Annotated in this window: 21 protein-coding genes and 1 tRNA gene; 5 read left to right on the forward strand and 17 right to left on the reverse strand. The window is 54.8% G+C overall.

Annotated elements, in window-relative coordinates; translation table 11 throughout:
- On the reverse strand, nucleotides 1–430 hold a 430-nt coding region (locus RMSM_RS31410; RefSeq protein ID WP_008707090.1), incomplete at its 3' end, for a tRNA-ribosyltransferase family protein.
- A 334-nt stretch (nucleotides 431–764) separates the two neighbouring features.
- Between RMSM_RS31410 and RMSM_RS31415 the strand changes: the two genes are divergently transcribed.
- On the forward strand, nucleotides 765–2894 hold the full coding sequence (locus tag RMSM_RS31415) for a neutral/alkaline non-lysosomal ceramidase N-terminal domain-containing protein (RefSeq protein ID WP_008707092.1): 2130 nt from the start codon (nucleotides 765–767) through the stop codon (nucleotides 2892–2894).
- 17 nt (nucleotides 2895–2911) lie between these two features.
- Here RMSM_RS31415 and RMSM_RS31420 read toward each other — a convergent pair whose 3' ends face one another.
- The 13 genes from RMSM_RS31420 to RMSM_RS31480 all read right to left on the reverse strand — a co-directional run bounded on the left by RMSM_RS31420 (nucleotide 2912) and on the right by RMSM_RS31480 (nucleotide 18975).
- Entirely contained in the window at nucleotides 2912–3274 is a 363-nt protein-coding gene (locus RMSM_RS31420) for a cupin domain-containing protein (RefSeq protein ID WP_052031902.1), read from the reverse strand.
- Between the two features lie 100 nt (nucleotides 3275–3374).
- Nucleotides 3375–3632, reverse strand: coding sequence for a GlsB/YeaQ/YmgE family stress response membrane protein (locus RMSM_RS31425; RefSeq protein WP_040770524.1), 258 nt, complete (start codon nucleotides 3630–3632; stop codon nucleotides 3375–3377).
- A 228-nt stretch (nucleotides 3633–3860) separates the two neighbouring features.
- On the reverse strand, nucleotides 3861–4769 hold the full coding sequence (locus tag RMSM_RS31430) for a YihY/virulence factor BrkB family protein (protein WP_008707097.1): 909 nt from the start codon (nucleotides 4767–4769) through the stop codon (nucleotides 3861–3863).
- Nucleotides 4770–4895: 126 nt separating this feature from the next.
- Nucleotides 4896–5591 (reverse strand): ligase-associated DNA damage response endonuclease PdeM, encoded by a 696-nt coding sequence (gene pdeM, locus RMSM_RS31435; RefSeq protein WP_008707099.1) that lies wholly within the window; start codon nucleotides 5589–5591, stop codon nucleotides 4896–4898.
- A gap of 3 nt (nucleotides 5592–5594) precedes the next feature.
- Nucleotides 5595–8087 (reverse strand): ligase-associated DNA damage response DEXH box helicase, encoded by a 2493-nt coding sequence (locus RMSM_RS31440; protein WP_008707101.1) that lies wholly within the window; start codon nucleotides 8085–8087, stop codon nucleotides 5595–5597.
- Between the two features lie 101 nt (nucleotides 8088–8188).
- On the reverse strand, nucleotides 8189–9784 hold the full coding sequence (locus tag RMSM_RS31445; protein ID WP_008707103.1) for an ATP-dependent DNA ligase: 1596 nt from the start codon (nucleotides 9782–9784) through the stop codon (nucleotides 8189–8191).
- Nucleotides 9781–10914 (reverse strand): ligase-associated DNA damage response exonuclease, encoded by a 1134-nt coding sequence (locus RMSM_RS31450; protein WP_008707105.1) that lies wholly within the window; start codon nucleotides 10912–10914, stop codon nucleotides 9781–9783. The genes RMSM_RS31445 and RMSM_RS31450 overlap by 4 nt, the downstream gene beginning before the upstream one ends.
- A gap of 46 nt (nucleotides 10915–10960) precedes the next feature.
- Nucleotides 10961–12400: a UdgX family uracil-DNA binding protein gene (locus tag RMSM_RS31455; RefSeq protein WP_008707107.1), complete on the reverse strand. Its 1440-nt coding sequence runs from the start codon at nucleotides 12398–12400 to the stop codon at nucleotides 10961–10963.
- 6 nt (nucleotides 12401–12406) lie between these two features.
- Nucleotides 12407–13660: a putative DNA modification/repair radical SAM protein gene (locus RMSM_RS31460; RefSeq protein ID WP_040770539.1), complete on the reverse strand. Its 1254-nt coding sequence runs from the start codon at nucleotides 13658–13660 to the stop codon at nucleotides 12407–12409.
- A 588-nt stretch (nucleotides 13661–14248) separates the two neighbouring features.
- Entirely contained in the window at nucleotides 14249–14713 is a 465-nt protein-coding gene (locus RMSM_RS31465) for a hypothetical protein (protein WP_144058097.1), read from the reverse strand.
- Between the two features lie 117 nt (nucleotides 14714–14830).
- Nucleotides 14831–15898, reverse strand: a complete 1068-nt coding sequence (gene floA, locus RMSM_RS31470) for a flotillin-like protein FloA (protein WP_040770526.1) — start codon at nucleotides 15896–15898, stop codon at nucleotides 14831–14833.
- Nucleotides 15899–16072: 174 nt separating this feature from the next.
- The gene (locus tag RMSM_RS31475; protein WP_008707116.1) at nucleotides 16073–16705 is read right to left on the reverse strand and encodes an NfeD family protein; all 633 of its coding nucleotides are present in this window, start codon (nucleotides 16703–16705) and stop codon (nucleotides 16073–16075) included.
- Nucleotides 16705–18975, reverse strand: a complete 2271-nt coding sequence (locus tag RMSM_RS31480; protein ID WP_008707118.1) for an NfeD family protein — start codon at nucleotides 18973–18975, stop codon at nucleotides 16705–16707. Before RMSM_RS31480 ends, RMSM_RS31475 begins: the two co-directional genes overlap by 1 nt.
- A 461-nt stretch (nucleotides 18976–19436) precedes the next feature.
- On the opposite strand from RMSM_RS31480, the gene RMSM_RS31490 reads away from it, so the two are divergent.
- The 4 genes from RMSM_RS31490 (at nucleotide 19437) to RMSM_RS31505 (ending at nucleotide 21185) form a co-directional block, all read left to right on the forward strand.
- Entirely contained in the window at nucleotides 19437–19739 is a 303-nt protein-coding gene (locus RMSM_RS31490) for a P-II family nitrogen regulator (protein ID WP_008707122.1), read from the forward strand.
- Between the two features lie 477 nt (nucleotides 19740–20216).
- A complete protein-coding gene (locus RMSM_RS31495) occupies nucleotides 20217–20567 on the forward strand; it encodes a hypothetical protein (protein WP_008707127.1) in 351 nt (116 codons plus the stop codon).
- A gap of 9 nt (nucleotides 20568–20576) precedes the next feature.
- Complete coding sequence (locus RMSM_RS31500; RefSeq protein WP_144058098.1) at nucleotides 20577–20996, forward strand: hypothetical protein; 420 nt, start codon at nucleotides 20577–20579, stop codon at nucleotides 20994–20996.
- 107 nt (nucleotides 20997–21103) lie between these two features.
- Nucleotides 21104–21185, forward strand: a tRNA-Ser gene (locus RMSM_RS31505).
- A 113-nt stretch (nucleotides 21186–21298) separates the two neighbouring features.
- On the opposite strand, the gene RMSM_RS31510 is transcribed toward RMSM_RS31505, so the two are convergent.
- From RMSM_RS31510 to RMSM_RS31520, 3 genes are all read right to left on the reverse strand, one after another.
- Nucleotides 21299–22555: a tyrosine-type recombinase/integrase gene (locus RMSM_RS31510; protein WP_008707131.1), complete on the reverse strand. Its 1257-nt coding sequence runs from the start codon at nucleotides 22553–22555 to the stop codon at nucleotides 21299–21301.
- Nucleotides 22530–22880 (reverse strand): MerR family transcriptional regulator, encoded by a 351-nt coding sequence (locus RMSM_RS31515; RefSeq protein WP_040770530.1) that lies wholly within the window; start codon nucleotides 22878–22880, stop codon nucleotides 22530–22532. The genes RMSM_RS31510 and RMSM_RS31515 overlap by 26 nt, the downstream gene beginning before the upstream one ends.
- 108 nt (nucleotides 22881–22988) lie before the next feature.
- A complete protein-coding gene (locus RMSM_RS31520; RefSeq protein WP_008707135.1) occupies nucleotides 22989–24125 on the reverse strand; it encodes a hypothetical protein in 1137 nt (378 codons plus the stop codon).
- Between the last annotated feature and the right edge of the window lie 1545 nt (nucleotides 24126–25670).

Below are 25670 nucleotides of genomic sequence, written 5' to 3' on the forward strand. Positions count from 1 at the left end.
CAACGTCGCTGCCGAGTGACTCTTGGATTTCGATACTGTGTTCGGGAGTCAGTTGCACAATCGATCCGTCGATGTGGCTGCGAAAGGTCGCCTGTTGTTCGTTGATTTCGCGAATCGATTCAAGGCTGAAGATTTGGAAGCCACCGCTATCGGTCAGAATCGGGCCTTCCCACAGCGTCATCCCATGCAGTCCTCCTAAACGACGCACCGTTTCGTGCCCGGGCCGGAGCGCCAAATGGTACGTATTGCCCAGAATCATTTCAGCCCCGGTGGCCGCAACTTGATCAATCGTGACCCCTTTCACGGTGCCTTGTGTCCCCACAGGCATAAATCCGGGCGTTTGGACGGTCCCGTGCGGCGTTGAAAAAACACCGCGGCGGGCGCCCGTTTCAGAATCGCGATGTAAAAGTTCGTAAGAGAAATGGCTCATCAGGACCGGCTTAAATGGGGCTCACGCGTGACTGGGATCGAATCAAGGGCGATGGACGGAAGAGAAGGCGAGCAACTGCCAGCGTAACGCCGGCGATCACGTTAAGTCCTTCCCCACTAGACGATCGGAATTCATCGATTCGCCCCTTCAGATCTCTGTTTTGACAAACCGACCTCGATGTGGAAAGGTGAGCGGGCGGAGATTTTCGTGTTCCACGGTATGGGGATCGCCCCCTCGTGTTTCTCGATCCACTAGAATGGTCATCCGCCCCCACCGGCAATCCAAGTCTTACGCCTACCTTTCCCCCCGCCCTACCTACCCATCCGGTGTTTCGATGAACCGATTCTGTTTAGCTGTCACGTTTGCTACCGCATTGAGTTGTCTATCGAATTCGGCCGCCATGGCAGAATTGCAGGTCGGAGCCGCCATTGTCGACGTCTCGCCGATTGAGTTTCCGGTATTGGTCAACGGAGGGATGACATCGAAAACCGCAAAGCAAATTAAAACGCCGGTTAGCTCGCGAGCGATCGTCGTCAGCGACGGCAGCGAATCGATCGCGTTGGTTGTCGTTGATAGCTGTATGGTGCCCAAAGTGTTGTTGGACGATGCCAAAAACCGTGCTGCCAAACGCACTAAATTGAAGCCGGATCATATCATGATCTCGGCCACGCATACCCACACCGCGCCGTCGGCGTTCGGAGCGTTGGGGACCGATGCTGATTTGACCTATATCCCGTTATTGCGAGAGCGGATTGTCGAATCGATCGTTGCCGCGGAAGCCAATCTGCAACCCGCCCGAGTCGGTTGGGGGTCGGCCGAGGCAGCAGAATTCACAGCCTTGAGACGTTGGATTCGGCGTCCCGACAGGATCGACAACGATCCCTTTGGCAACCCCACCGTGCGAGCCAATATGCACGCGGCACGCAATCCCGATGACGTGACGGGCGAGTCCGGTCCCGAAGATCCTGAGTTGTCGATGATCGCGTTTGAATCCCACGCCGGCGTTCCTATCGCCGTGCTATCGAATTTCTCGATGCATTACTTTGGCGACTCTCCGCCGATCAGCGCCGACTACTACGGACTGTACTGCAACGGCATGCAAAACTATATCACACAAAAATATCCCGACGCCAAGAACGTCGTGGCCACGATGTCCCACGGATGCAGCGGTGATATTTGGCGACGTGACTACGCCGCGGCCGAGCCAAGTCAATACAGCACGATCCAAAGCTACACCGATGCACTACTAAACATCGCTACCGAAACACTCGATGCAATCGAGTACGACGACGCCGATACGATCGAGATGGCAGAATCTCGGTTCCGTTTGAACTACCGCGTCCCCGATCAACAGCGGCTTCAATGGGCTCAGCAAATTGTCGAAACACTCGAGGGCGAGTTACCAAAGACCACCACGGAGGTCTACGCTCGCGAACAAGTCTTGCTACACGATTTGCAATCGACCGAAGTGGTCGTACAAGCGATGCGAATCGGCGACATTGCAATCGCCACCACCCCCAACGAAACCTACGCTCTGTCGGGGTTGAAGCTGAAACAGCAAAGTCCGTTTGAAAAAACGATGGTGATTGAACTTGCCAACGGTGCCGATGGTTACATTCCGCCAGCGGAACAACATCCGCTTGGCGGCTACAACACGTGGGCAGCCCGTTCGGCAGGACTCGAAGTCCAGGCGGAACCCAAGATCGTGGCGACAGCGATGCGACTGATCGAAAAGGTCTCAGGAAAACCGCGACGTCCGCTCGGTCAGCCAAATGGCCCCGCATGTCAAGCAACACTTGACGCCAAACCGTTTGCCTATTGGCGTCTGGACGACATGGAAGCTCCGATTGCTCGCGACAGCTCGGCGAACCATCGCGATGCAATCTATGAACCGGGCGTCGTGTTCTTTTTAGAAGGCCCTGCATCGGCGGCATTGACGGCGATCGACGAACCCAATCGTTGTGCCCATTTCGCAGGCGGTCGGTTGCGATCGGGAATCGGCGGCACGCCACACGGTTACAGCGTGTCGATGTGGTTTTGGAACGGGATGCCCGCCGATGCACGAGAGATCTCGGGTTGGCTGTTTTCACGCGACCATGCCCACAGCACGACTCAATTCGGCGAACATTTGGGTGTTGTCGGCAGCGGCGAGAATGCCGGGCGACTGGTTTTCAAACAGGGAACGAGCGACGAATCGCTGGTTGGCAGTACCGTGATCCCACGCTGGACATGGAATCATCTTGTACTTGTTCGCGAGGGCTCGAACGTGCGAGTCTACCTGAACGGAAGCGAAACCGCGGAAGTGCAGAGCGAATCGGCGGCACCACCCCATCCTGGGCTTGAGCAGATTTTTGTCGGAGGACGAAGCGACAACGATTCCAATTGGGAAGGGCGGCTCGACGAAGTCGCATTTTTTGACCGCGTGCTTACTGACGACGAAATGAAGCGAATCGCTTCTCACTGATGCATAAGCTGAATGCATCAACTGGTGTGCTGCTTGTGTGTGATGCTGTCCATTTCATCACGGTCGCCAAAACAGGCGGGCGGACTGGTGGCTTCAATCGCCACGATCGGTTCGACGATCCGATAGCGATGAGGTGCTCCTTCGGGGACGAGCCAAGAATCGCCGGCTTCGATCGTGGCTTTTCCGCCGTCCAACTCGATCTCGATAACGCCTGTTAGCAAAAAGCCGACGGTCTCGTAGTCACGACAATGCGATTCTGAGTATTGTCCAGGATCCTCGCGCCATTGACGCATCGCCACTTGCTTTCCAGCAGCTAAATGGATTTGCCCCATCGTTCCGATGGCGCCGTCGGCTTCCGAATGTATTTGAGGAATATCCATTTTCAAATTTCCCAATGAGTGAACGTAGCGTCTAGAGAGAAACGTTGCGGGGGAACGATTGACAAGCATGATTGCCGTGGCATTGGACGTAAATGCCGCTTTAGGCGGTCTCACGATCGCCTCTTGAAAACAGCACCAACAAGACGACCGCGCCGACAATCGAGCCGATCCATCCCGAGGCTTGTAGCGGTTCGCCGCCCATAATCAAATAACCAGCGAAACCACCAACAAACGAGCCGACGATTCCCAGCAACATCGTTCGCAACAATCCAATCGCCTGACGTCCCGGAACAAGAGCACGCGCGATCAAACCGATGATCAATCCTGAGATCATCCAACCAATAATGGGTATCAACATTTTGCATTTCCTTTGAATAACAATCGTGGTGGGGTTTCCTACCAATTCAGCGAATCATGTGCCGATTCGCCATCGGAAGCTCCACCGTCCGCGGCACACCGCTGAGAAAGCAAATGGCATGCTCGCCGAACGCGCAAGGTGATTGGCCACCGAGCAGGCCAAATTCAGAGCAGGCTAAATTACGAGCAACCTGCCCCTGCGTTTGGACGCGTCTTCGGGATCAGGAAATCAGCTTCGCTCGATCGTTTCGACGACATGCACTGCGTGGTGTTCGGGGCGAACCCCTTTGCCGTAACGCATCGCATAAACCTGAACGCACTCGGCTCCGAACAACACAATCATCGACGTGTAATACACCCACACCAACAGTACCGCGATCGAAGCCGCGGCGGAACTCAGTTGGGCCCCCGGCGTGGCGAACGAAAAGTACCAATCCAGTGCATAGCGACCGACCAGAAACAATACCGTGCTGATGAATGCACCTACGATCACCTCTCGCCACTCCGTTTTTGCATCCGGCATCCATTTGAAGATCGCTGCGAACACGATCATGACCACCAACGCTTGAACCAGATAACTGAGTCCGCTGACCAATCCCAATCGGATCCCGATCCATTCTGTCAAACGCTCACCGGCCGCCGTCACGACCGTGGAAACGATCAGCGATGCGAGCAGTAGAATTCCCAACCCTAGAATCATCCCAAACGAAAGCAGACGTTTGCGAAGCATCACTTTGATACCCGATTTGTCTGGATTCGGGCGGACCGCCCACACCTGATTCATCGCATCTTGCAGCGCTGCCACCACGCCGGTCGCACCGAGTACGATTCCCGCAAAACTAAGCAACGACTTCCACCATTTGCCTGAGGTTTCGTCATTGTTTTTCAGAATCGCAGAAATCTCTTCATTGATCGATTGGTTTCCGATTAACTGAGCCGTCTGGGTCGTTAAGACCTGTTGTGCCTCGGCCTTGGCCTGTTCGGAGTCGTAGGCAAGCGACATTCCGAATGTCAAAATCGTCAGCAACAAATACAGTAACGGCGGTAACGCAAACGCCGTGAAGTAAGCCAACGCAGCGGCGAGCGTTGTGCAACGATCCGCCGAAAATTCAGAAAAGGTTTGTTTCCAATATCCCATCAGATCCGCGTATTGTTTTCTTGGTCACTGCATCACCACTCGCCTACGACGCTGAAGCGATGAATCTCGTTCAGCGCCCCAAACACGCAAACTGCATACCGCCGTGCCGCATACCGCCACTGAGTTTCATCGATAGCGTTGATGCATCAACATCGTTTCGGTACTGCCACTTGGCGTCGCGTCGTCGAGGATCATCCAAGTTTGGTCATCGCGTTGCGGCCGAATCGGATGCGTACCGGTGAACTCACCAATCGCTGGCAACACGAAACAGCGATTGGACAGCCAAAAACAGGGGAGTTTGCCAAAGTCCTCGCCGCCAACGGCAAAGCGAACCGCAGGGTGCAGATGACCACACAACAACAACGATGCGCCGCGGGGAACGGGTGCCGGATGATGCCCTAATGCGACCGATTCGATCTGCACACCGGGCTCGACCACCTCGATCGGCCACGACGACGGCAATTGCCCGACTTGCGCGTCGTGGTTTCCCCGCACCAGCGTGAACTGGACATGTTCATGTCTAGCAAAGAAGGATTTGAGCAACCCACACACTTTTGGCGAAAGTGAGGATCGGGCATGAAACATGTCGCCGAGGATGATTAGCTGATTCGCCTGAGTTTCACGCAGACGAGTTTCAATTTTCTCCAAAGTCCCCGCCGTGCTGCCGCTGGGGACCGGAATTCCGTGGCGGCGGAACGTTGCTGCCTTGCCAAAATGCGTATCCGCCACAAACAAAGTCTGCTGCTGAGGCCAAAACATCGTTCGGTCAGCTTGCAATTGCAACTCGATTCCCTCGATCTCCACATCCATGGTTTGCACCATCGCCTAATTCTCCTTGTCGGCCTCTTTTTCTAATTGCGACTGCAACCGCCGAATCCGCTCCGCCAACGTTTCGCTGCTGACACGGTCTCGCAACTTATCGACCAACAACGAAAACGATAGCGGCGTGACTTTGCGTGGCTCGGTGACCACAATTTGACTCCGCTCGATCCGGTCAAGTGCGTCAAACATACGAGACGATTCAAGTTGAAACTCAAGCACTTCGCGACGACTTTGCTCTAACAACAAATTGTCGGGATCGTATTGGCTAAACACATCGAAGAATAAATTGCTGCTTGCTTGGATATGACTTGTACTTTTGCCGCGTCCAGGGAATCCCTGTTGGATCAGACCGGCTACACGAGCGATTTGCCGGAATTGACGTTTCGCCATCTCGGTCGAATTCATGCTATTGAGAATGTCACTGACGAGATCGTCGGCTGAAAAAATCTTTTGTGCGATCGCATCATGAATATCGATTCGGTGCGGCGACTGCAACACGATCCCATGATCATTACACGCCATGGTGAAGGTCGTCTTTTGGAACCGTGATATTCGATACGCCAGCAGAGCGGACAAGCCTTCGTGGACCAACCGTCCTTCGAACGGGAACAGAAACAACTGGTGACCGCCACGCGTTTCAATTCGCTCGATCAACAATTGGTCGCTTCGCGGCAGCGCGCTCCAGCGGCTTTGGATCTCGAATAAACGTCGCAGCGCCTTCATCTCGCGACCTACGAATTTCCCGTCTGCTGCCTGCTCGATTTTCAATCGCAGTTCGGCACTCAGTTCACTGGACAATGGCATACGCCCGCCCATCCAGCGGGGCACGGAATCGGGTTCCCCCGTGGCCCGGCGGACATAGGCTACGTTATCTCGGACTCGAACCAACGACACCAAACGACCCGCAAACAGAAAACGATCTCCCGGATTTAGTTTCGACAAAAAATGCTCTTCGGCCGTCCCCAGCGTTTTGCCTTTCAAGAATTTAACCTTCATCGACGCGTCGGAAACAATCGTGCCGATATTCATGCGATGTGCCGTGATCCGCCGCCGATCCTCGACAATATAGCGGCCGCTATGCAGATTGACGCGGTGGAAATCGGGATAGGCCTCAAGCGACTTGCCGCCACGCACAACAAAATCGAGTACCCATTGCCACTCGTGATCAGTAAGCGATTGATAGGCATGTGTGGTGCGTACCTCTTGCAACAAATCATCCGACGCAAATCCGCCTCCGATTGCGATCGTCACAACGTGCTGAGATAACACATCGAGTGGTTTTCGCAATAGCGGCCGCGCTTCGAGATGCCCTTTACGAATGGCGTCTTGCGCTGCAGCAAGTTCGATCAATTCGATCGCATTGGTGGGCACGAATGCCAAGCGACTCTCGGCATCGGGTTGATGTCCGCTGCGACCGGCACGCTGCAGCAGTCGAGCGGCACCCTTGGGACTGCCGATTTGAATGACGAGATCGACCGCTGTGAAATCGACGCCGAGATCCAAACTGCTGGTGCAGACAACCGCTCGCAGTGATCCATCGCGCAATCCATTCTCGACCCAGCGGCGAACGTTGGTATCAAGCGATCCATGGTGCAGGGCAATTTCACCGGCCCAATCCGGCCGCTGTTTCAGTAGATGTTGATACCAGATCTCGGTTTGCGAACGAGTGTTGGCAAACACCAGGACGCTCTTCACCTTGGCAATCAACTCCGCGACTTGAGGCACCATCTTGGTCCCAATGTGCCCCGTCCAAGGGAACCGTTCCATGTTGGCGGGGATCAAAGACTCGAGTTTCAGGCGTTTTTTTGTATAGCCTTGGATCACTCGAGCCTCGCCGACCGGTTCGACTCCCAGCAAAGACTCACGGGCTTCGTCTAAATTCCCAAGCGTTGCGGACACACCCCAGGTACGAAGTTGCGGATTCAGTTTCCGCAGACGTGCTAATCCCAACTCGGTTTGGATACCTCGTTTTGTTCCCAGCAACTCGTGCCATTCGTCGACAATCACCGCTTCTAAACCCGACAACTGCTCGAGCAGACGTTCATGCGTCAGCATCAATGACAAACTCTCGGGCGTTGTCACCAGCGACGTAGGCAATCGTTTGTTCTGTCTCGCTTTGGCACTTGCCTTGCTATCGCCGGTACGTGATTCGAGCAGCCACGGCAATCCGAGTCCGTCGATCGGAGCACGCAGCGAGGCCTCGGTATCACCCGCCAGGGCTCGCAGCGGAGTGATCCATAGCACTCGCACCGGAGGCGGACGTTTCGGGTTCCATTTCGTGCGATCAGGGTTGTCTTTGATCCACTTCAGGATCGGCCCCATCCAAACCGCCAACGTTTTTCCGGTTCCGGTTGCCGAATGAACTAACCCACTCGCCCCATTTGCGTACGCCCGCCACACCGATCGCTGGAAACGAAACGGTTTCCAGCCGATGGACGCAAAATAGCGTTCCACCGATTGCAAAGGCGTTTCGGATTTCGGTCGAGGTTGAAGCATGACAAGTGAAAATGGGGGAGAGGCATCCAGACCGTCATCCAGATTCCCCCGAAATACGACTGGAAAAAACGAAAGTCTCCGCGACGTTCGCGACGGGAGAATCAGTTGGGTAAGAGGGCTAACAGTTCGCTTAGTTGGTTCGCGTCTTCGGGTTTCTTGTCGTGACGCCAACGAACAATTCGCGGAAACCGGGTTGCGATTCCACTTTTGTGTCGCGGTGATCGCTGCAGTCCTTCAAACGCCAACTCCATCACCAACGTCGGGGTCACGCTGCGTACGGGGCCAAATGATTCATTGGTATTACGCCGAACAAAATGATCGACTTGCCGAATCTCTTTGTCATCCAATCCACTGTACGCCTTGGCAAAGGGCACCAACGTCCCGCCGTCCCATAACGCAAACGTATAGTCGGTGTACAAACTGGCCCGTTTCCCGTGTCCTTTTTGCGCGTACAGCAGCACGGCATCGATCGTATAGGGCGCGACCTTCCACTTCCACCACGTTCCTCGCACGCGACCAACGTCGTATTTGCCGTCCTTGCGTTTCAGCATCAAACCTTCGGCATTTTGATCGCGACTGTCTTCGCGAATCGTGGCCCAATCATCCCATGACTGCGCCTCGATCATGCTCGTGACGCATAAACTCGGATGCTTAATCTCTCGCAGTACATCCTCCAATGCAGATCGCCGCTCTATAAACGGGCGGTCGCGGATGTCGTTTCCGTCGTGTTCAAGCAAATCAAAGGCGTGAAACACAACGGGAACTTCCGAAAGCAACTTCTTGCCCACCGTTTTTCTCGCAATCCGGCGCTGCAATTGAGCGAACGGCAACACTTGCCCCTCCGCCGTCGCCGCTAATATTTCGCCATCAATCACCGTGCCGTTGGGCAGGCATGCGGCTGCCGATTCGATTTCGGGCCAGCGATTTTCCATCAACTCCTCGCCACGCGACCAAATAAACGTCTGGTCGCTGCGACGAATCACTTGGCCACGGATGCCGTCCCATTTCCACTCGGCTACGTAATCGCCTGAGTCACCTAATGGCTCGGGCCCTTCGTGGATATCGATCGGATGAGCCAAACAGAACGGATAGGGTTGGCTTGCGATGGTGTCCTGGACGTCGGGATCGACAAGCTTTTGAAAGAAGGCCGCGGTCGGTTTCCAATTGCCCATCAATCGATGCGACACCACGTCTGCCGAGATTCCCGACTGCATCGCAATCGCCCGCGTCACCAACCGCTTGCTGACTCCCACTCGAAACGCTCCCGTGACCAGCTTCATGATTACGAACCGCATCGCGGGAGTCGATTCACGCCAAATCTTCGTGATCGCTTCACGCTGTTGAGTTTCGTCCATCGATCGAAGAGGCAACAATCGAGTTTCCATCCACTCGGAGAGCGACAAATCATCGACCAATTCGCCTGGCGGAACGACAAGGGCGAGTGATTCGGCCAAATCGCCCACCGCATGATACGATTCCTCGAACAACCACAGCGGAATATTGGCTTCTTCGGACGCCCATAACCGTAACCGTTTCGTCGGCACCAATTGACGCGGCTTGTTGCCAGACAAAAAGTACGTAGCCCAAGCGGCATCGGCCGCGGTGGCAGCAGCAAAATAGCCAGCCATCGCGGCGATTTTCTCGTTGGTTTTGGTTGTCGAGTCCAAAGCGGTAAAGAGGGCTGCGAAGCGAATCATGACTCGTCTCTCTGGTCCACGTTTCCCTGGTCAACGTTGCCCTGGTCCGCGGTTCCCTGGTCCGCGGTTCCCTGGTCCGCGGTTCCCTTGTCCGCGTTCAACGCCGAGCCGTCGTCGACGTCCGCCGGCGATGCGTCTTCGTCGGATTCACCTCGACCACGCGAATCAATCACGCGGGCATCTCGACCGTTTTCTTGCAAATACCGAGCCACCGCGGCGGTATAGCCGTGCGTAACCCAAACCATCTCGGGATCGCACAACTGAACGGCCTGTAACAGTGATGGCCAATCGACATGATCGCTGACCACAAACCCACGGTCGACCGATCGCCGCCGGCGGGCTCCGCGTACCGCCATCCATCCGCTCGCCATCGCGGTACGAACGCGACCGAAGCGACGCATCCACGGTGTCCCATGAGCACTCGGCACCGCCACGACCATGCCACCGCTGTAATCGTGTTTTCCCTCGACCGCGCCGACGTAGGTGGTCGGTGGCAACGAGACACCGGTTTTCCGATACGCCTCGGTTCCCTTTTCGACAGCCCCATGTGTGTAGATCGGTCCGATGGTTGGATCGAGTCCTGCAATCAACCGCTGACTCTTTCCAACCGCATAGCCATACAGCACACAACATCTCCCTTCGGCCTCAGTGTCGCGCCACCACTGGTTGATCGACGCCATCGTCGTTTGTTCGGGGTCCCAACGATAGACGGGTAAACCGAACGTCGACTCGGTAACCAACAGATCACACCGGATGGGTTGCCAAGGTTCGCAAGTCGGATCGGATCCCAATTTGTAATCGCCCGTCACGACAGCCACCTTTCCTCGGTGCTCGAGCCGTACTTGGGCTGAACCGAGCATGTGACCCGCGGGATGAAAGCTGACGTGCACGCCTCGGATCTTGATTGATTCACCGTAGGGCAGAAATTGAAACTCAGCATCGTCATTCATTCGCATCCTCAATAGATGCTCGCTTTGTTGGGCGGCCAAATAACGACGGCAGCCCCAGCGGGCATGATCGGTGTGCGCATGGGTAACCACGGCGCGGTCGACAGCTTGGTGCGGATCGACGTAAAAATCGCCCAACGCACAATACAGCCCTCTCGGTGTGGTTTGCAGTAAATCGTTCATTGTTTTCTCGTCGGTCGCGTCAACGATCGATGGTTCTGGTTGCGGTCTATCGATCCAGCGCCAAAGCCAGATCGCTGACGAATTGCTGATGCATTTGGTTGCGTCGGTCGAGGTTGGGCATACGCAGAATGGCTGCCGGATGCCACGTCGCGATCGTTCGTTTGCACCAATCGGTGGCCATCACTTCGCCACGTTGCTTCGTGACTCGAAAATCACGACCAAACAACGCGGATGCTGGCGTCGCGCCAAGACAAAGGATGGTGTCGGGACGAATCGTGGCGATTTCGGCTTCCAACCATGGTCTGCAGGCAAAAATTTCTCGCGAGTTTGGCTTTTTGTGCAGACGCTGTTTTCCTCGCTCGGTGAATTTAAAGTGCTTGACCACATTGGTGATATAAACGTCCTCGCGATCAATCTCCAATCCGCGCAATGCATCGTCCAACAATTGACCGGCTGGACCGACGAAGGGGCGTCCTTCGATATCTTCGCGATCCCCTGGCTGTTCCCCAACGATGACGATTCGTGCCGATGGCGAGCCCTCGCCAAACACCATCTGAGTTGCACATTGGTGCAAATCGCAGGCTTGGCAGTGGGTTGCCGCCGCTCGAAGTGACGGCAGCGACCGGTCGCTGGGCATGTAGTGCGTCGCGGTTTCAGCAAACCCTTCGTTGTTGGCGATCATCTCTGCGACACGCGAGGAAGCTTGCTGAAGCAGTTCAGGAATCAATTCGGTTTCGGGTAGCGTCGGCCAATGCCGCACCGGCATCTCGCGTTTCATCATCGCGACCTTCACACGCGCCGGATTGAAGATCGAAGCGTAATAGGTCTTCCAAAGGTCCTCGAGCGAATCCGCGCCGGGTGCCTCGTTGACGGGAACCCCGGGGCCATATTTTAGTTCGCGTTGGTCCCACGAAACCGATTCGTCGGGTGTCAAGATCGTCCAATTCATCGCCTTGAAGCGACGCGAGAAAAATGGAGCCGCCAACGTGACGATGCGGTGGTCCGGGCGATGCCAGGCGATGTAATTCGTCTGCGTTTCCGCCTGCTGCTGGTGCTGCTGATTGTCTCGCGAAACCGATTCCGCAACCACCTTGCGAAACCGCACAAACGCTTTCATCTTATGCACGTCGCGAGTGACCGCCTTTTTCATCTGGTTCAGCGCAAACACGTCGTCATCGGTGGAAATTTCCAGCAGATGCCGCTCGCCATGCGTCAATCGCCACAGCGTACGGTACAACAGCTCCCACCGCCCCGCGTCGCGATGACATGCAACGTGCTTAGCAATTTCGAGGAACGCGGGTGGCACCGTGGGCGCGACCGAACTCGAGTTCGATTTAAGTTTTGACGGCGCCGCCGTTTCGAACAGGTTCGGTTGGTCGGCGTCGCTCGAAAAGTGAATCTCCGAAGGAGTGACGCCACTGACCAACAATGCACGTGCTTGATCACGCCACTGCGTGAACGTTTCCACATTCAAGAAAAAAGTCATCGCCCCCTACACCTCGCCGGTCACTGCCGAGCTTGCTGCATCAAATAACATCAGTTGTTGCGACTTCGGAGCGACCTGTTTCCCCAGGTTTAGCTTGTCCAAATCAGCAACGCCCGGATTGTGATCGGCGGTCAACACAAACACCTTGGCTCGATTCCAAGCAACTCGCAACTTCCGCAGATCGGCGGTGCGAAGATTCTTGTGCCGCCGCAGGTTCAAAATCCGTTGGACGTTGCGAACCCCAATCCCTGGAATTCGCAACAACTCTTCCTGGCTGGCCCGATTCACATCGACGGGAAAGAAATGTCGATTTGCCAGCGCCCAAGCCAATTTGGGATCGATGTCAAGCAACAAGTTGTGGTCCTTTTCGGCCACGATCTCGTTTGCCTCGAATCCATAAAACCGCATCAACCAATCCGCTTGGTACAGTCGATGTTCACGAATCAACGGTGGCGATTGCCCTGGCAGCCGGGCGTCGGCATGCGGAATCGGACTGTACGCCGAATAATAGACCCTTCGCAATTTTTGCCCGGTGTACAATTCCGATGCTGTTTTCAGCACTTCTAAATCCGGCGTCTCGGTTGCCCCGACAATCATCTGCGTGCTTTGTCCGGCGGGCGCAAACGAAGGCGGCTTGAAACCCGATGCTTGCTCTTGTTTCGTTTCGTCGATCTTGTCACGAATGCCATGCATCGCACTGACGATCTGAGGCTTCTTCTTTTCAGGCGCCAACTGGTAAAGATCTCCTTCGGTTGGCAGTTCGATGTTCACACTTAAGCGGTCCGCCCACTTCCCCGCCTCTTCGATCAACGCCGCCGATGCGTTGGGAATCGTCTTCAAATGAATGTAGCCGCCGTAGTGTTTTTCGGTGCGGAGCGTTTTGGCAACCGCAATCAACTGCTCCATCGTGTAGTCTGAATTTTGAATGATCCCCGAACTCAGAAACAAACCTTCGATGTAGTTGCGTTTATAGAACTCCATCGTCAATGACACGACTTCTTCGACCGTAAAACGGGCTCGTGGCGTATCGCTGGAAACGCGATTGACACAGTACTGACAATCGTAAATGCAAAAATTGGTCAGCAAGATTTTCAGCAGCGAAATACAGCGACCATCCGGGGTGTAGCTGTGGCAGATCCCCATCCCCTCGGTACTGCCAATCTCGCTACCGGCGCGAGTGCTCTTCGCACCGCTGCTGGCGCAGGAGGCATCGTATTTGGCAGCGTCGGCAAGAATCGCGAGCTTGTCGCGTACATCCATGGGAACTCGATCGAAAAGGGAGCGAAACAGGAGAACCAAAACACGCCGCAGCAGAGATCCCGCAAACACAGCATTGTGGTAGGTAGGCAAATCGCGAGCCAAAACACCGGCACGAGACACATGATCAACGCGAGCGCGGAATCATGGCGTGGGTTCTTAACCGCAGAACGCGGCGCAAATTCACGCAAGAGAGGCGTGAATTTAGAAAATGACGCGAGCACCGATTCAAGCGTGACGCGAATCAAACGGGGGAGCCGTCCACCCGCAAGCCATTCGGCTTATTAAGCAGCCAGGCAGGCGTCTTTCCTAGCATTAGTCGCTTTGCCCAACGCTGTGAAGCAATTTACGTGACCCGAATGCGTCATTTCTGAAGTTGCGATTTTCTAAAGAGGCGATTCGCGGGGAAAGGGGAGAGAAACTTCGGATGGGCCCTTCGGTTCGGATGAATCGATTAACCCGGCCCGTTGGACCGGGCGAGGCAAAAGGCTGGGGCTTTTGCGCGGAACATAAAGAACAGCGCAACTTCAAAACTTACGCGTCGGGTTATGAAAACACTGCATAACACGAGGAATAGGTGACGGGGCTGGTTTACCAGCGGTCGATGGGACGATCGAGGATCTCGCGGAGCAGCACTGCCTGTTGAACGCCTTGGGGGCTGTGCAGCAAGCGAATCAGATCGGCTGCGACATTGCCGGTCATTTGTGGCCCGCCGTCCAATGGATGAGAGGCCTGAGCGCCGCTCTTCTTGACCTTGTCCATCGCTTTTGCGGCCATCGATTCGGCTTCGGCCGCCGCACGCTTCGCTTCCTCAATCTTCCGCTGTCGCTCTTGCCAAGGACTCGGTTCGTCCTCGACGACTTCGGCGACATAAATTTCTTCCTCGACCTCGCGGATCATTCGCTCGGTGCGATGGTTACTATATTGAGGCCGTTTACGCTGTTCGGGGACCGCAGGTTGAGCCGCGGCAGGACGCGCCGCTGCCGGTGGATTGCCCGCGTTTGCTTGACGACGCTGGGCGGCACGACGCAGAAAGTCTTCGAGATCACCAGCCATGATAGTTTCTTTGGTTTTGATTTTCTCGGGTCGCGACACGTCCGCGTTTTTCGTCCGTTTTTTTACGAACGGCCGTTCCCGATGAAACGTCTGATTACGTCAGCGATTCTACCATCACTAGTCTTTACCATAATTGGTTTCGACCACATGACGACCGGTTCCTGCGATCGCCTTTCGCATTTCGGTATCCGCACTAACGTTCTGCAGTTTGTAGTAATCCAAGATATGCAAATTCCCGCTGCGGAACGCTTCGGCCATCGCTTCGGGCACCGAGGCTTGTGCCAAGACCAATGACGCACGGCTCTCTTCGATCTTTGCCTGCATCTCTTGTTCTTCGGCGACCGCGGATGCCCGTTTTCCTTCGGCACGAGCTCGTGCGACCTGCGTGTCTGCTTCGGCTTGATCGGCCTGCAATCGAGCTCCGATGTTGGCGCCAACGTCGATATCCGCGATGTCGATCGAAACGATTTCAAACGCGGTTTGCGAATCAAGTCGTTTGGCAAGCACCGCTTTACTGATCACGTCTGGATTTTCCAGCACCGCTTTGTGATTCGTCGCACTACCGATTGCGCTGACGATCCCTTCGCCGACGCGAGCGATGATCGTTTCTTCGGTTGCACCACCGATCAATTGCTGCAAGTTTGCACGCACGGTCACACGTGCCTTGACTTTCAATTGGATCCCGTCTTTGGCGACAGCATCCAACGATGGTTTTACGGCCCCACGCGGCGGGCAATCGATAACTTTCGGATACACACTGGTTTGCACCGATTCCAAAACATCACGGCCGGCCAAGTCGATCGCCGTGGCTTCGCGAAAGGTTAACGAGATCGTCTTCGCCTTTTTGGCCGCGATCAGAGCTCGGATCACTTGCTGGACATTCCCGCCAGCCAAGTAGTGTGCTTCGAGCGCTTCGCCGGTGATCTCAGGATCTTCCAACCCTGCCTGAGTCGCCATGATCTTGCTGCGTACGATGCTGCGAGCGTTCACCTTTCGGAACGTCATCCCCAACAGATTAAAGATCGAGATGTTCGCACCGGTCAGTTGCGATTGAATCCACAAACCAAAGTAGCTTGCGAACACGAATAACAGCACCATCATCCCAGCGAACAGAACCAACGCACCGATCAAAATCGGCACGGTCGCGCTGGGCAACTCTTGAGCAAGAAGGGCAAGTTTTAACATCGGGTGCAGTTCCAAAGGGGAGGCAAGCTCAGGCTAAAACACTTGCGGTGTCAAAGCAGTTCGATCAAGGAGGCATCACTGCCCCCTAATGTCCCGCTCCGCGAGGCCAATGTCAACTATAGCAATGCCGCCGGACGCCTCATCCATTGGAGCCCGAACCAATCGCGGATCCACTCAATTGGGACTCGAATCAAGATCCAGCGTATCAAAATCGAACGATTCGGGCGGATTTTCAAGCGACGGCGGTGACACTGGTGGTTCAGTGGATTCAGCCGACGTGGCCACCGCCCGCTCGGCCGCCGCTCGCTCGGCTTCACTGATTGGGCGAACGTAGACTTTTCCCGCTTCGACCTTGGTCACAATGATCGATTGGCCCGCGTCAATCGGCATCCCCAAACTGACGGCGTCCAAGCGGACGTCATCCACTTTGACCAATCCGCTTGGCAGCAGATTGGTTTTTGCAATTCCAATGTGTCCCACCATTTCGTCAAGCGACGTGCCGTTGGCAAGTTTCCGCTTGGCACGCCCTTCGTTCATTTCGCCAGGTCGCCGATTTAGAATTCGGCGACCGATCGGCGTATGTGGCCAGACACGAATCACGGCGATAAAGATCAATGGCGTCGTCAGCGCGACGATGATCAACAACGTGATCCCTGCGGTCACACTATGAGCAAACGCAACCGCCAATGCGGAAATGATTGTCACCACCGCAGCGATCCCGACCAATCCGCCGGTCGGAATCATGAACTCCAAAACCAACAGAATGTAGAACAGCAAAAGCAGTCCGTAGGCGTAGTAAAGCGGCATTAATTCTCTACCGCCTCAACCACGATCCGCGTTCCATGGATCTCGAACACTCGCACCGGATCGCCGGATGCAATCGGAGTCCCATCGCTGACCACCTGCACAATTTGGTCGCCAAATCTCGCCTTTCCCGCCGGACGAAGCGGTGTCGTGGCGGTTCCCACTTGGCCTTGCAAATGAGTGTAATCGGCCAGTTTTTCCGCTTCGTTTACGGCCGCGGTATCGGGCGGTTCCATCGTCAATCCGCCGAGCAGCGGTACGTGCGGCATCAACATCCGAAACGCAATAAAGCCACCGATCAAACCGAACCCGGCAAACAACGCCGTCCAGATGCTTTGCGTCAACACTTGCAATTGATACACGTTTCGCGGCACGATGAACGTTTGGCTCATCAACACGATCCCCAGGACCGTCAATCCGATACCGCCAATCCCAAACACGCCAAACCCCGGCACCACGAAGACTTCGATGGCGATACAGATCAATCCGAGTGAAAATGCTAACAGCTCGAGCCACTCGGCAGTCCCAGCCAAAAATTTGATCCAAAAATACATCGCGAAACAGATCACCGCGATGAACCCCGGTATGCCCAAACCAGGCGCATTGGCTTCGGTCGACAGCGCCGCGAATCCGATGAATAACAACAGGAACGCCAAGGCGTGACTGCGGCCGAGCTTTTCGACGAACCGCACCATCTTGCGATCCGTCACCGGTGGCGGCGTACCGCTCAACCCGACGCGGCGCGAAACATCATCGACCGACGCCGATTCGCCATCGGCTAACCCCAACGCGATCGCTTGCGAGGACGTCAAACCCGCAGCCAATTCGATTCGTTCACCGCGTTGCCATCGATCACGTTCGGCATCCACGTCGGCCGCCCCTTCGATCAAATCCGATTCAGTGGCGTAACGAATCCGCCCTGTCTTTCGATTGGTGTAGCGATAGACTTCGAGATTCGGGTCCAACAATCCACGGATCAAAGCCGCAGGCCGTTTGGTCGCGCGGGCGATCTGCTCGATTAATTCATCGTGGCGAATCACCATCCCCGCATCGATCGCTTCGGCACCAGGACCGCCAAGTTTGGCATTAGGGTTCATGTACATCGGTCGACATGCAATCGCGATTAGCGACGCGTCACCGCGAGCTTCCCCTTGCACGTATCCAGCTACGGTCTGCAGCGGAGGATCGGGTTGAGCGAACCAAGCGGCCAACGTCGCACTTTGGCTTAGACTTCCGCCGGGCGAATCGATCGCGACCACCCATGTGTTGATCTCACCCGACTCGAGCGTTGCCGTTAAATTGCTTTGCCACCGGCGTGATCGCCCTGAATTAATGGAGCCAACCATTTCCAACAACACGCCGACCGGATCGCCAAGCGTCTGTTTCGCGTCAAGCGGATTGATTGCTGCGAGATCGAGTAACTCGGCTGCCTGGTCATCGCGGTTGACAATCCCCGCTGCAATTCGTGAGGTGCGGAGTTGATTGGCATCGATTCGCAGCGGACTTTCCGCAGTGGCCCAAATGGTTTCGCTGGTGATTTCCCCCCCAGCCCGCAATTCAGTTAATGCTTCGCCTGCAGCGAACACTTCGCTGCCATCGACCTTGGTGACGCGTGCCAGTGCAATCCCAGGATCCACCAAGGCACTGACCACTTCGGGCGGGAACAAACCTCGACGAGCGGCGATCGATCGATAGCTGACCTCAATCGTTTCGTCGGAACTGGTTTCATTCTTTGTCGCGTCGGCGATCACGCCCGAATTCGAAACGATCAACAGATCCGACGCCAAAATCGGCAACACTAAATGGCCTTCGACGGGTCCCTGGATCCATGAAACCACACGCACGCGGCGCAGGTCGGGTCCCGTCATCGCTCGGGCTAAACGCAGCGCGTCCTCAAACCCGGTTTCCCCAGACGACGCTTGGCCGTCCTTGTCATCGCCAGCAGCGTAGCGAATCACAACGGTCACTCGAGACTGATCGGTCGACGATTCTGCCAATCGATTCAGCTGAGCCAAAATCGATGCAGTGCCGTCGGCCGTCAAAGTGGCCGGCATGTCGATCACGTACCCCACTTTGACCCGATTAGGTTTGGACTCCGGCGCGTCGTCTTTCGGATCGGCTGCCAGGGCCACCGTTGAAGTGAGAGTGACCGTTGACGCCGCGACCACCACTGACGCGAGGGCCAAGACCCCAGTCAATAGAAAAGGCACGATGCCTCGCCGCAGGGCAACGCAAGCGGAAATCGTCTCGCCCCATTTGGTTGCATCTTTCATTGCTTCTTTTCCATAAATTGACGAAAGACTCCAAGCATGTCACTGGTCTACGATTTCCAGAGCCGCACGGCTCGGATCCACTCTACTCCTCAATCTGCTCAAACTGCTCAGCTCAATTATAGGAGCAAAGCCAACCAACGGGTAACCAATCGTCCCACGTCGGAAGCACGAATTCCACGGCTATCGATTCGTGATGAGAAAACATTCGGCTCGGCACGTGTTGTCGCACGATTTCCCCCGCTGGTTTCACCTCGCAAGTAAGAACAACGGCTCTATACTCAACCGTCAAATCGAAGTCTGACAGAGTACCAGGTTGATTTGGGAAATTCTCGTCAAAGAATTGTTGTATTTAGGGCAATTCCTTCGCATCCGCTGGTACCGCTTGTGAAAAATCCGGCATAGGATGGACGCTTGCAAGCAGACACGTCGTCAAACGCGATGCTACGTCACAGGGCGTTCGAATGAAACAAATCATCACCACGGTACGTCCTCATCTCGCCGAGCAGGTGCTGGCGAGTCTGCGTCGCGCCCCGCTGGAAGCCCTCAGCGTGATGGAGGTGAAGGGCTACGGCCGCCAAAAGAGCTATTTGAACGAATACAAAGAGACCGAGTATTCGCAGGCCTTTGTCCCCAAAGTCGAAATCACGCTGTGGGTCGACGATTCTCGCTGTGAAGAAATCCTGCAAAAAATCGTCTCGGTGACCCGAACCGGGCGGATCGGCGACGGAAAAATCTTAGTATTGCCTGTATCCGAGTATCTATAGCCCCTGTGCATCCACACCCCCCCACCGCCAGGTTATCGCCCAATGCCATCTACTTTCGTAGTGGGAATCGCCAGAGTTCCTGGTGTTTCAACAGCAAAGATGGGAATTCTGGCGAATCCCACTACTTGAGCATCCCCCAATGGTTGCCAAAGTAGATGGCATTAGGCGCAAGCCACCCGGTTGCAGCGAGTAAAACGTTCGATTTTCACCGGGCGGCTTGCGCCGCACCGCTACAAACGCCACCCCTTTAGTGCCAAAGTAGATGGCATTGGGGTATCACCGCTAGCGAATTGGCGAATTGGCGAGATGACGTACCCCCAAACAGGTCGTAAAATACGACTCGTGCAAAACCACCTTGACGTGGCGGCCCCAGATTCCTTACTAAACGCTGCCCACCGCTTGCGCTAGCGCGGTCGGCTGAGTCCGTTCGTTGCTTCCCACAGCAATCCCCTAAAACTCATTTCCATAGGATCGCAGATGTTCCGAATGTTCATGATCGCAATCGCTTTGACATTGCTTCCCACCGCTGTTTCGGCGGCACCACCGCAGCACGCAGCGGCCACGACGGCGCCTGCGAACGAGGTCGTGCGTTACCAATTGAAAGAATGGAAGGCGAAGCACATCCACGATGCCAAAAAAGCCGATACGATTGCCAAAACCCTGAAAAAACTCGGTTGCGAAGTCAAAACGGATCAGCATAACGGACATATGGACGTCAAATATCGCTGTCCTGAATGGCACGAATTGAAGCTCAATTCGCACGACGATGCTCATAAGTGGGAAAAATGGCTCAAAGAATTCCACTTCACCACTGAACACAAACACTGAGACAGTCGATTGACTTCACCTATCACCACGGCGCGGATGGCGATCGAAGCGGCGAGTTTTGCCAGCCAAATGGTTGGCGAATTGGCCAGCAGCGTATCTAGCGCCGTCGGGTTCGACGAAGTACTGCAGAGCGGCTCGGCTGATGACGAGCCCATCGGCGAGTCAAAACTGCGTTCGATGATCGATCAAGTCGCTGCCGCAATCCGTTCGCGACTCGAAGCGGCCGGAATCGGTGTGAACCCACCGGTCGAAGTCGCTGTCAGTGATCCTGGGCAAGCGGGCGGTAGCAGCGTGACGGTTTCTTCGGCCCACACTCGAGCGGCCGAGATCGAGTCGATGTTGATGTCCGAACCCGAAATCGTCGATCAATTGCAGCGAATTCGCACTGCGTCCAACATCGACCGGATCGTCGTTTCGGACCGCAGTTGAGGCACGCGAGTAAAATTGGATCGGAATAGAAATTGCTGCGTCAGCCGCACTTGACGCAGACCGCGATCAAAGCGAACATACCGCGTAGCGATCAAAATCGCAGAGCCGGAGGATAAGCGAATGGCTAGCAGGCTGATTCGAAATCAGTTGCCCGGAAACGGGTTGCGGGTTCGAGTCCCGTGTCCTCCGCTTCTACAAAAACACCCTCAAAAACCCCGTGTTTTTGAGGGTGTTTTTTCTTGGCACACCGCTGTGTGCCACAGGTGTGCCAAGATCGTGGTCTTGGCACTGATTCTTCATCCTTAGCTCGCTGCCGCAAGGTCGTCGTCTTCGCCGTTATCTTTCTCGCCGTCTGGTATGTCCCCAATAGGCGGCAGCTGATCCATCTTTCGGCGTGACTCTTCATCATTGAGATGGTAGTAGTGACGAACCATCTCGCTGTCGGCGTGACCGAGCCATTCCATGACGATGCGTTCAGGGATGCCGGTATTGGCGCATACGCTGCAAAAGTAATGTCGCAGACTGTGGAGTCGACCGTCCGCGAAACTTCGTTGACCGGCGAACTTTTTCGGGAAACGAGGGGTGAGTATTTCAATCACCTCGCGGACCAGGATGTTGCGGACTGTGTCTGGTTTGAGACGGCCGCCTCTTGGTCCTCGAAAAACGTACGCCTCGGTTTGCGGCAACGACTCAAGCAACGCATGCAACTCGTTGCGAAGCGGAATGTGCCGGCTACGACTACTCTTGGTTGAGCGGCGGTCGCTGCCTTGCTGATCCGAAAATCCGCTTTCATCTGCGATCGTGAGTGTGCGATCATGGAAACGAATGTCTGACCACTTGAGCGATGCAAGTTCGCCGATGCGCAGGCCGGTGCATGCCAATGCGGTGATGACGCCATATAGCCAGCCGAGTGGCTTGGTTTCTGCACAGTGCGTCAACATTGCATTGACCTCCTCGCTCGTGTAGCAATAGGCCCGTTCGCATTCGGCTTTGCGAAGCTTCAACTTCAATGGCTCTCGGTCGATGTGCCCTTCGTTGCAAAGCCATTTGAATGCCGTCTTGAGCAGATTTAGCTCTCCGTAGATCGTCTTTCTTGCGTAACCCAAATCGGCAAGATGCTTGGCATATTCGGACAAGGTTCGTTCGGTGATCTGGTTCCACTCGGAAATCCGAATCGTCAAGGCGAACTGAAGAAACTTGTCAAGGATCGCTCTGTAGCGTTTTCGCGTACTTGGCTTGGTGCCTCCCACCAAGATCGGACGTTCATTGTGGTCGTCAAAAAGCTTGCGACCAGCGGTTAGAGTCAATCGCTTCTTTCCCGGATCGGACCTCGAACGCGGTACCAGTCCGAGGTTCTCTGCCTGGACGCGGTCGAGTCGATGCAGATTAGAAATCGCCTCATCTCGGTCTTTGCTTCCAAGCGATGTACGCTTCAGGCAGGCTCCGTTGGATCGGCCGTCTGCATACCAAACACCGCTTTTACGCTGGTAGATGGGCCAGTTGAAAAACTGGCACTGATGTTTTTCGGGCTCGTCACCCTTCTTGTACTTTCTTGGCATCACTGCCTCCTGTGTTTGTGTTTTGCAAGCCCTTCATCCAAGCCGGAACTTTGCCCGGCAGTGGATCGGCTGCTTTCTCTTCCTGGAGACCACTCGGCTTACAGTCATCGAGTTTCGATGACTCTTGCGTTTGAGGGCAAATCACCGCAGAGTAAAGTTCGCGTTCGGGAATCCAAACGCGGTAGCCTTTTCTCCGCTGCACCTTGGTAAGAAGTCCTTGTTTGAGATACCGATCAACGGTCGACTTGCTGACCCCGGCACGTCGGGCGAACTCTTTCGGAGATAGACAGCCTTCCGGGCGGTCTGAATTGCTTGCATTTGACATCGAATCAGATTGTTCTGAATCGGGGGCCGCTCATGCCGCGACCGTGAGCAAGGAAAAATGAGATTTCCTTACTCTCTTCCATCCGTCACTTAAGCCGAAAGCTATTTTTCAGCGATCACCCAAGTAGTGACTGCGGACATCGTCTCGCGATCGCAGGTAGTTGATCGCGTCGCGAATTTCAGCGTCGTTGATATCTTGCTGCGTGCCAAACTCAATCTCGATTCGGTCGATGATTCCCGTATCACTAAGCCCATCTTTAATAAGCTGACAGACACGCGTGCAGATTTCCCTAAGATCGGCCACCGAAGATGGAGCAGCCGCCGTATCGAGGAAACTCTCGTCTTGTTGAACCGTGGAGAAATCGACATCGCGCTGCTGTAAATTGGTTCGCCTCAGTCTTTCGCGGGACACTGGACTGATCGTCAGCCCCATGAAACCTGAAAGCTGCTGGAACCCCATGACCGAGTGCCAGTTTTCGTTTGAAAATTCATGGCCTGTAATCAAGAAGAACGCACGGTGATACCACCTTCTGATCGTAGACTCGTCTTTACGCAGCTCCCGTCCAACGTCGACGAATGATGTAGCACGATCACGATGGTATCGCCCTTCGCTAAATCCTTCGCTGAGATCCCAAGCCCGGAGATAGTTCGGATAGTCACGTGGACGGTCTCGGCTAGGTTGAAGATTGAGTTGCTCTCGCCAATAGTTCTGGCACCGCGCCATATCTTCTTGCCATTGTTCTCGTGGAGCGACGGGGCTCACAACATAGAACGGTCCCGGCACAACCGCCTCCATTTCTGGTTCCACCGAATTGATAATCTCCGCAAACGCAACTAACGCTTCGTTCGTGTCAAGCGCGCCATCTTTGCCATCCGCAATACTCTTGAACGTCTCGGCAACTCTCCGAAGCGAATCGGAAGACAGGTGTTTTCCGATGACTCCCAGCATCATCTTTACGGTCACTGGCTGCAGCGCATTGCAGTGGAAAAGCTCGCTGGGTTCCAAGGCTGATAGTTCCTCGAACGACAATGCCGGATCAACCGGTTCAGACACGACCCGAATCGCGTTGCACGCATTGATCACGTCTTCGATTTGTCGAACCTCGTGCCAAGTCGCTGGCGGCGACATCGCCTGAGCGGATTGCTGGATTTCCCAAAGCTGAAGATAAACCGGATGCCGTCGCGTCGCTTCCCATCGAAATTCGATGGTCAAGCGATCGAGATGCCGCTCTGGACGTCGCAGCATTTGCCTCACGAACTCGATATCTGAAAGATCGTCAGTCAATTTTCTGTTTACCTAAATTCTCGAAGCTGCAGTTTGTTTCGTTCAAGCTAAAGGCCCTCAAGTATCTTGACGCATAAACGGCGACCATTTAGATGCCGTAAATCACAACATGTAAGAGCTAAGTTCTCCTCACCATATATGCCACGTTTTCGGCTTCAATTTAGATGATTTTAGTGCTCTTGAGTTAGCCTGAATATTCGCGAAATCGATCAAGCCATGAAATCGCGATTCTGTCGACCGAGCTGTGAACCTGAAACTCCTTGAGTTCAGAGATGCCTTTGAGCATGAGCGATTCAATCGTGTTTCTTTCGTCTTTCGTGATGTTTATGGGCGAACGAAGAACCATTTCAGCTGGAGGTACCTGGTGGAGTTGTCTGCATTGTCGATCTCAATCTCGTTGAGTATCTCGGATATTTCCGATCTAATATTCGCGTTTTTGCAGCCCTGATGGACCTGTTTGTTCAGGCTGGATGGACTAAGGCAATGCAACTCACCAATCGACTGGACGAGGCTATACGAAGTCAGGCTATCACCTCCGATGTGTCCTTTGTCAGCTCACGCGTGAAAGTGTTGCGTAGCTGGGCAAAGATACTCCCCGAGAGAACGCTCAACGCAATTTTTCGGGTTTCTTTCCATTACGCTCTTTTATCGGGAAAAAGCGGGGTTCCGCGACGGGCACCCCGACAGCAGATTAACAGAAGTTGCTTGTGAAAGGGAAGGCTCAGGAAAGTTTTCAAGAGGGCAAGACGAGCGGAAAGACTGGTGTCGGTTCAGGGGCTGAGCGTGCGAGCTGCTGCCGATTGGCTGGGGGTCTCGGTGGCGACAGTTTGCTATCAAGTGGCCTACATCCGTCGGCTTCCAAAGCAGTTTGTGGAGTGGCTTGAGACTGACGCGAGCGACCCATTTCACGAAATTCTGCTGGAACGCCGACTCCGCGAAATTGTGAAGTTGTGCAATGAAGAAAAAGACTACGGCGATTTCTGACTTGATAGTGGCCTGCAAAACCGCCGCGAATGAGCCTCAGATTCAATTCTTAGACGAGTTGATTGACTCCGTGACAAAGTGAAACTAACGGGGGTTTGCGGGTCGAATAGTGGGCTGGGAGATTGGTCCTATGCCGCCACAACAGTCGATTGTGTGCCGACCGAAAACGGCAGCGTTGAGCAAGATAACTCCCGGCTGAAAGAGAGAAACTACGGGAACGCTTTTTATGCAAGAACCTCGAGACGACCATCGCGTTGACGATCTCCCTCAGTTTCTTGAGGAAGCGGTTAAGCTTGCGAAGCAACACTCCATTCCCTCCATTCCGGTTTCTGACGTCATCGCTGCGAAGCATGCTTTGGATGCTTACAGGCGATGCTCAGCCCACTGCCAAAGCCGTGGCTGAAAAGCGGGGAATCGACGAGTTTTATGCCGGTGTCTCACCGCAGGAAAAACATGACTTCGTGAGACGACTGAACGACAAAGGCAAAGGCAAAGGCAAAGGCAAAGGCAAAGGCAAAGTTG

This window comes from Rhodopirellula maiorica SM1 (genome assembly GCF_000346295.1).
In the GTDB taxonomy this organism is placed as follows: Bacteria; Planctomycetota; Planctomycetia; order Pirellulales; family Pirellulaceae; genus Novipirellula; species Novipirellula maiorica.

Coding starts and splice junctions, on each gene's coding strand:
- RMSM_RS31465 (WP_144058097.1), bottom strand. CDS start 14,713: ATGGCTGGTGATCTCGAAGACTTTCTGCGTCGTGCCGCCCAGCGTCGT.
- RMSM_RS31430 (WP_008707097.1), bottom strand. CDS start 4,769: ATGGGATATTGGAAACAAACCTTTTCTGAATTTTCGGCGGATCGTTGC.
- floA (WP_040770526.1), bottom strand. CDS start 15,898: ATGTTAAAACTTGCCCTTCTTGCTCAAGAGTTGCCCAGCGCGACCGTG.
- RMSM_RS31495 (WP_008707127.1), top strand. CDS start 20,217: ATGTTCCGAATGTTCATGATCGCAATCGCTTTGACATTGCTTCCCACC.
- RMSM_RS31475 (WP_008707116.1), bottom strand. CDS start 16,705: ATGCCGCTTTACTACGCCTACGGACTGCTTTTGCTGTTCTACATTCTG.
- RMSM_RS31520 (WP_008707135.1), bottom strand. CDS start 24,125: ATGCTGCGACGTCCAGAGCGGCATCTCGATCGCTTGACCATCGAATTT.
- RMSM_RS31510 (WP_008707131.1), bottom strand. CDS start 22,555: ATGCCAAGAAAGTACAAGAAGGGTGACGAGCCCGAAAAACATCAGTGC.
- RMSM_RS31455 (WP_008707107.1), bottom strand. CDS start 12,400: ATGACTTTTTTCTTGAATGTGGAAACGTTCACGCAGTGGCGTGATCAA.
- RMSM_RS31445 (WP_008707103.1), bottom strand. CDS start 9,784: ATGATTCGCTTCGCAGCCCTCTTTACCGCTTTGGACTCGACAACCAAA.
- RMSM_RS31480 (WP_008707118.1), bottom strand. CDS start 18,975: ATGAAAGATGCAACCAAATGGGGCGAGACGATTTCCGCTTGCGTTGCC.
- RMSM_RS31440 (WP_008707101.1), bottom strand. CDS start 8,087: ATGCTTCAACCTCGACCGAAATCCGAAACGCCTTTGCAATCGGTGGAA.
- RMSM_RS31460 (WP_040770539.1), bottom strand. CDS start 13,660: ATGGATGTACGCGACAAGCTCGCGATTCTTGCCGACGCTGCCAAATAC.
- RMSM_RS31420 (WP_052031902.1), bottom strand. CDS start 3,274: ATGGATATTCCTCAAATACATTCGGAAGCCGACGGCGCCATCGGAACG.
- RMSM_RS31425 (WP_040770524.1), bottom strand. CDS start 3,632: ATGTTGATACCCATTATTGGTTGGATGATCTCAGGATTGATCATCGGT.
- RMSM_RS31515 (WP_040770530.1), bottom strand. CDS start 22,880: ATGTCAAATGCAAGCAATTCAGACCGCCCGGAAGGCTGTCTATCTCCG.
- RMSM_RS31415 (WP_008707092.1), top strand. CDS start 765: ATGAACCGATTCTGTTTAGCTGTCACGTTTGCTACCGCATTGAGTTGT.
- RMSM_RS31490 (WP_008707122.1), top strand. CDS start 19,437: ATGAAACAAATCATCACCACGGTACGTCCTCATCTCGCCGAGCAGGTG.
- RMSM_RS31450 (WP_008707105.1), bottom strand. CDS start 10,914: ATGAACGATTTACTGCAAACCACACCGAGAGGGCTGTATTGTGCGTTG.
- pdeM (WP_008707099.1), bottom strand. CDS start 5,591: ATGGTGCAAACCATGGATGTGGAGATCGAGGGAATCGAGTTGCAATTG.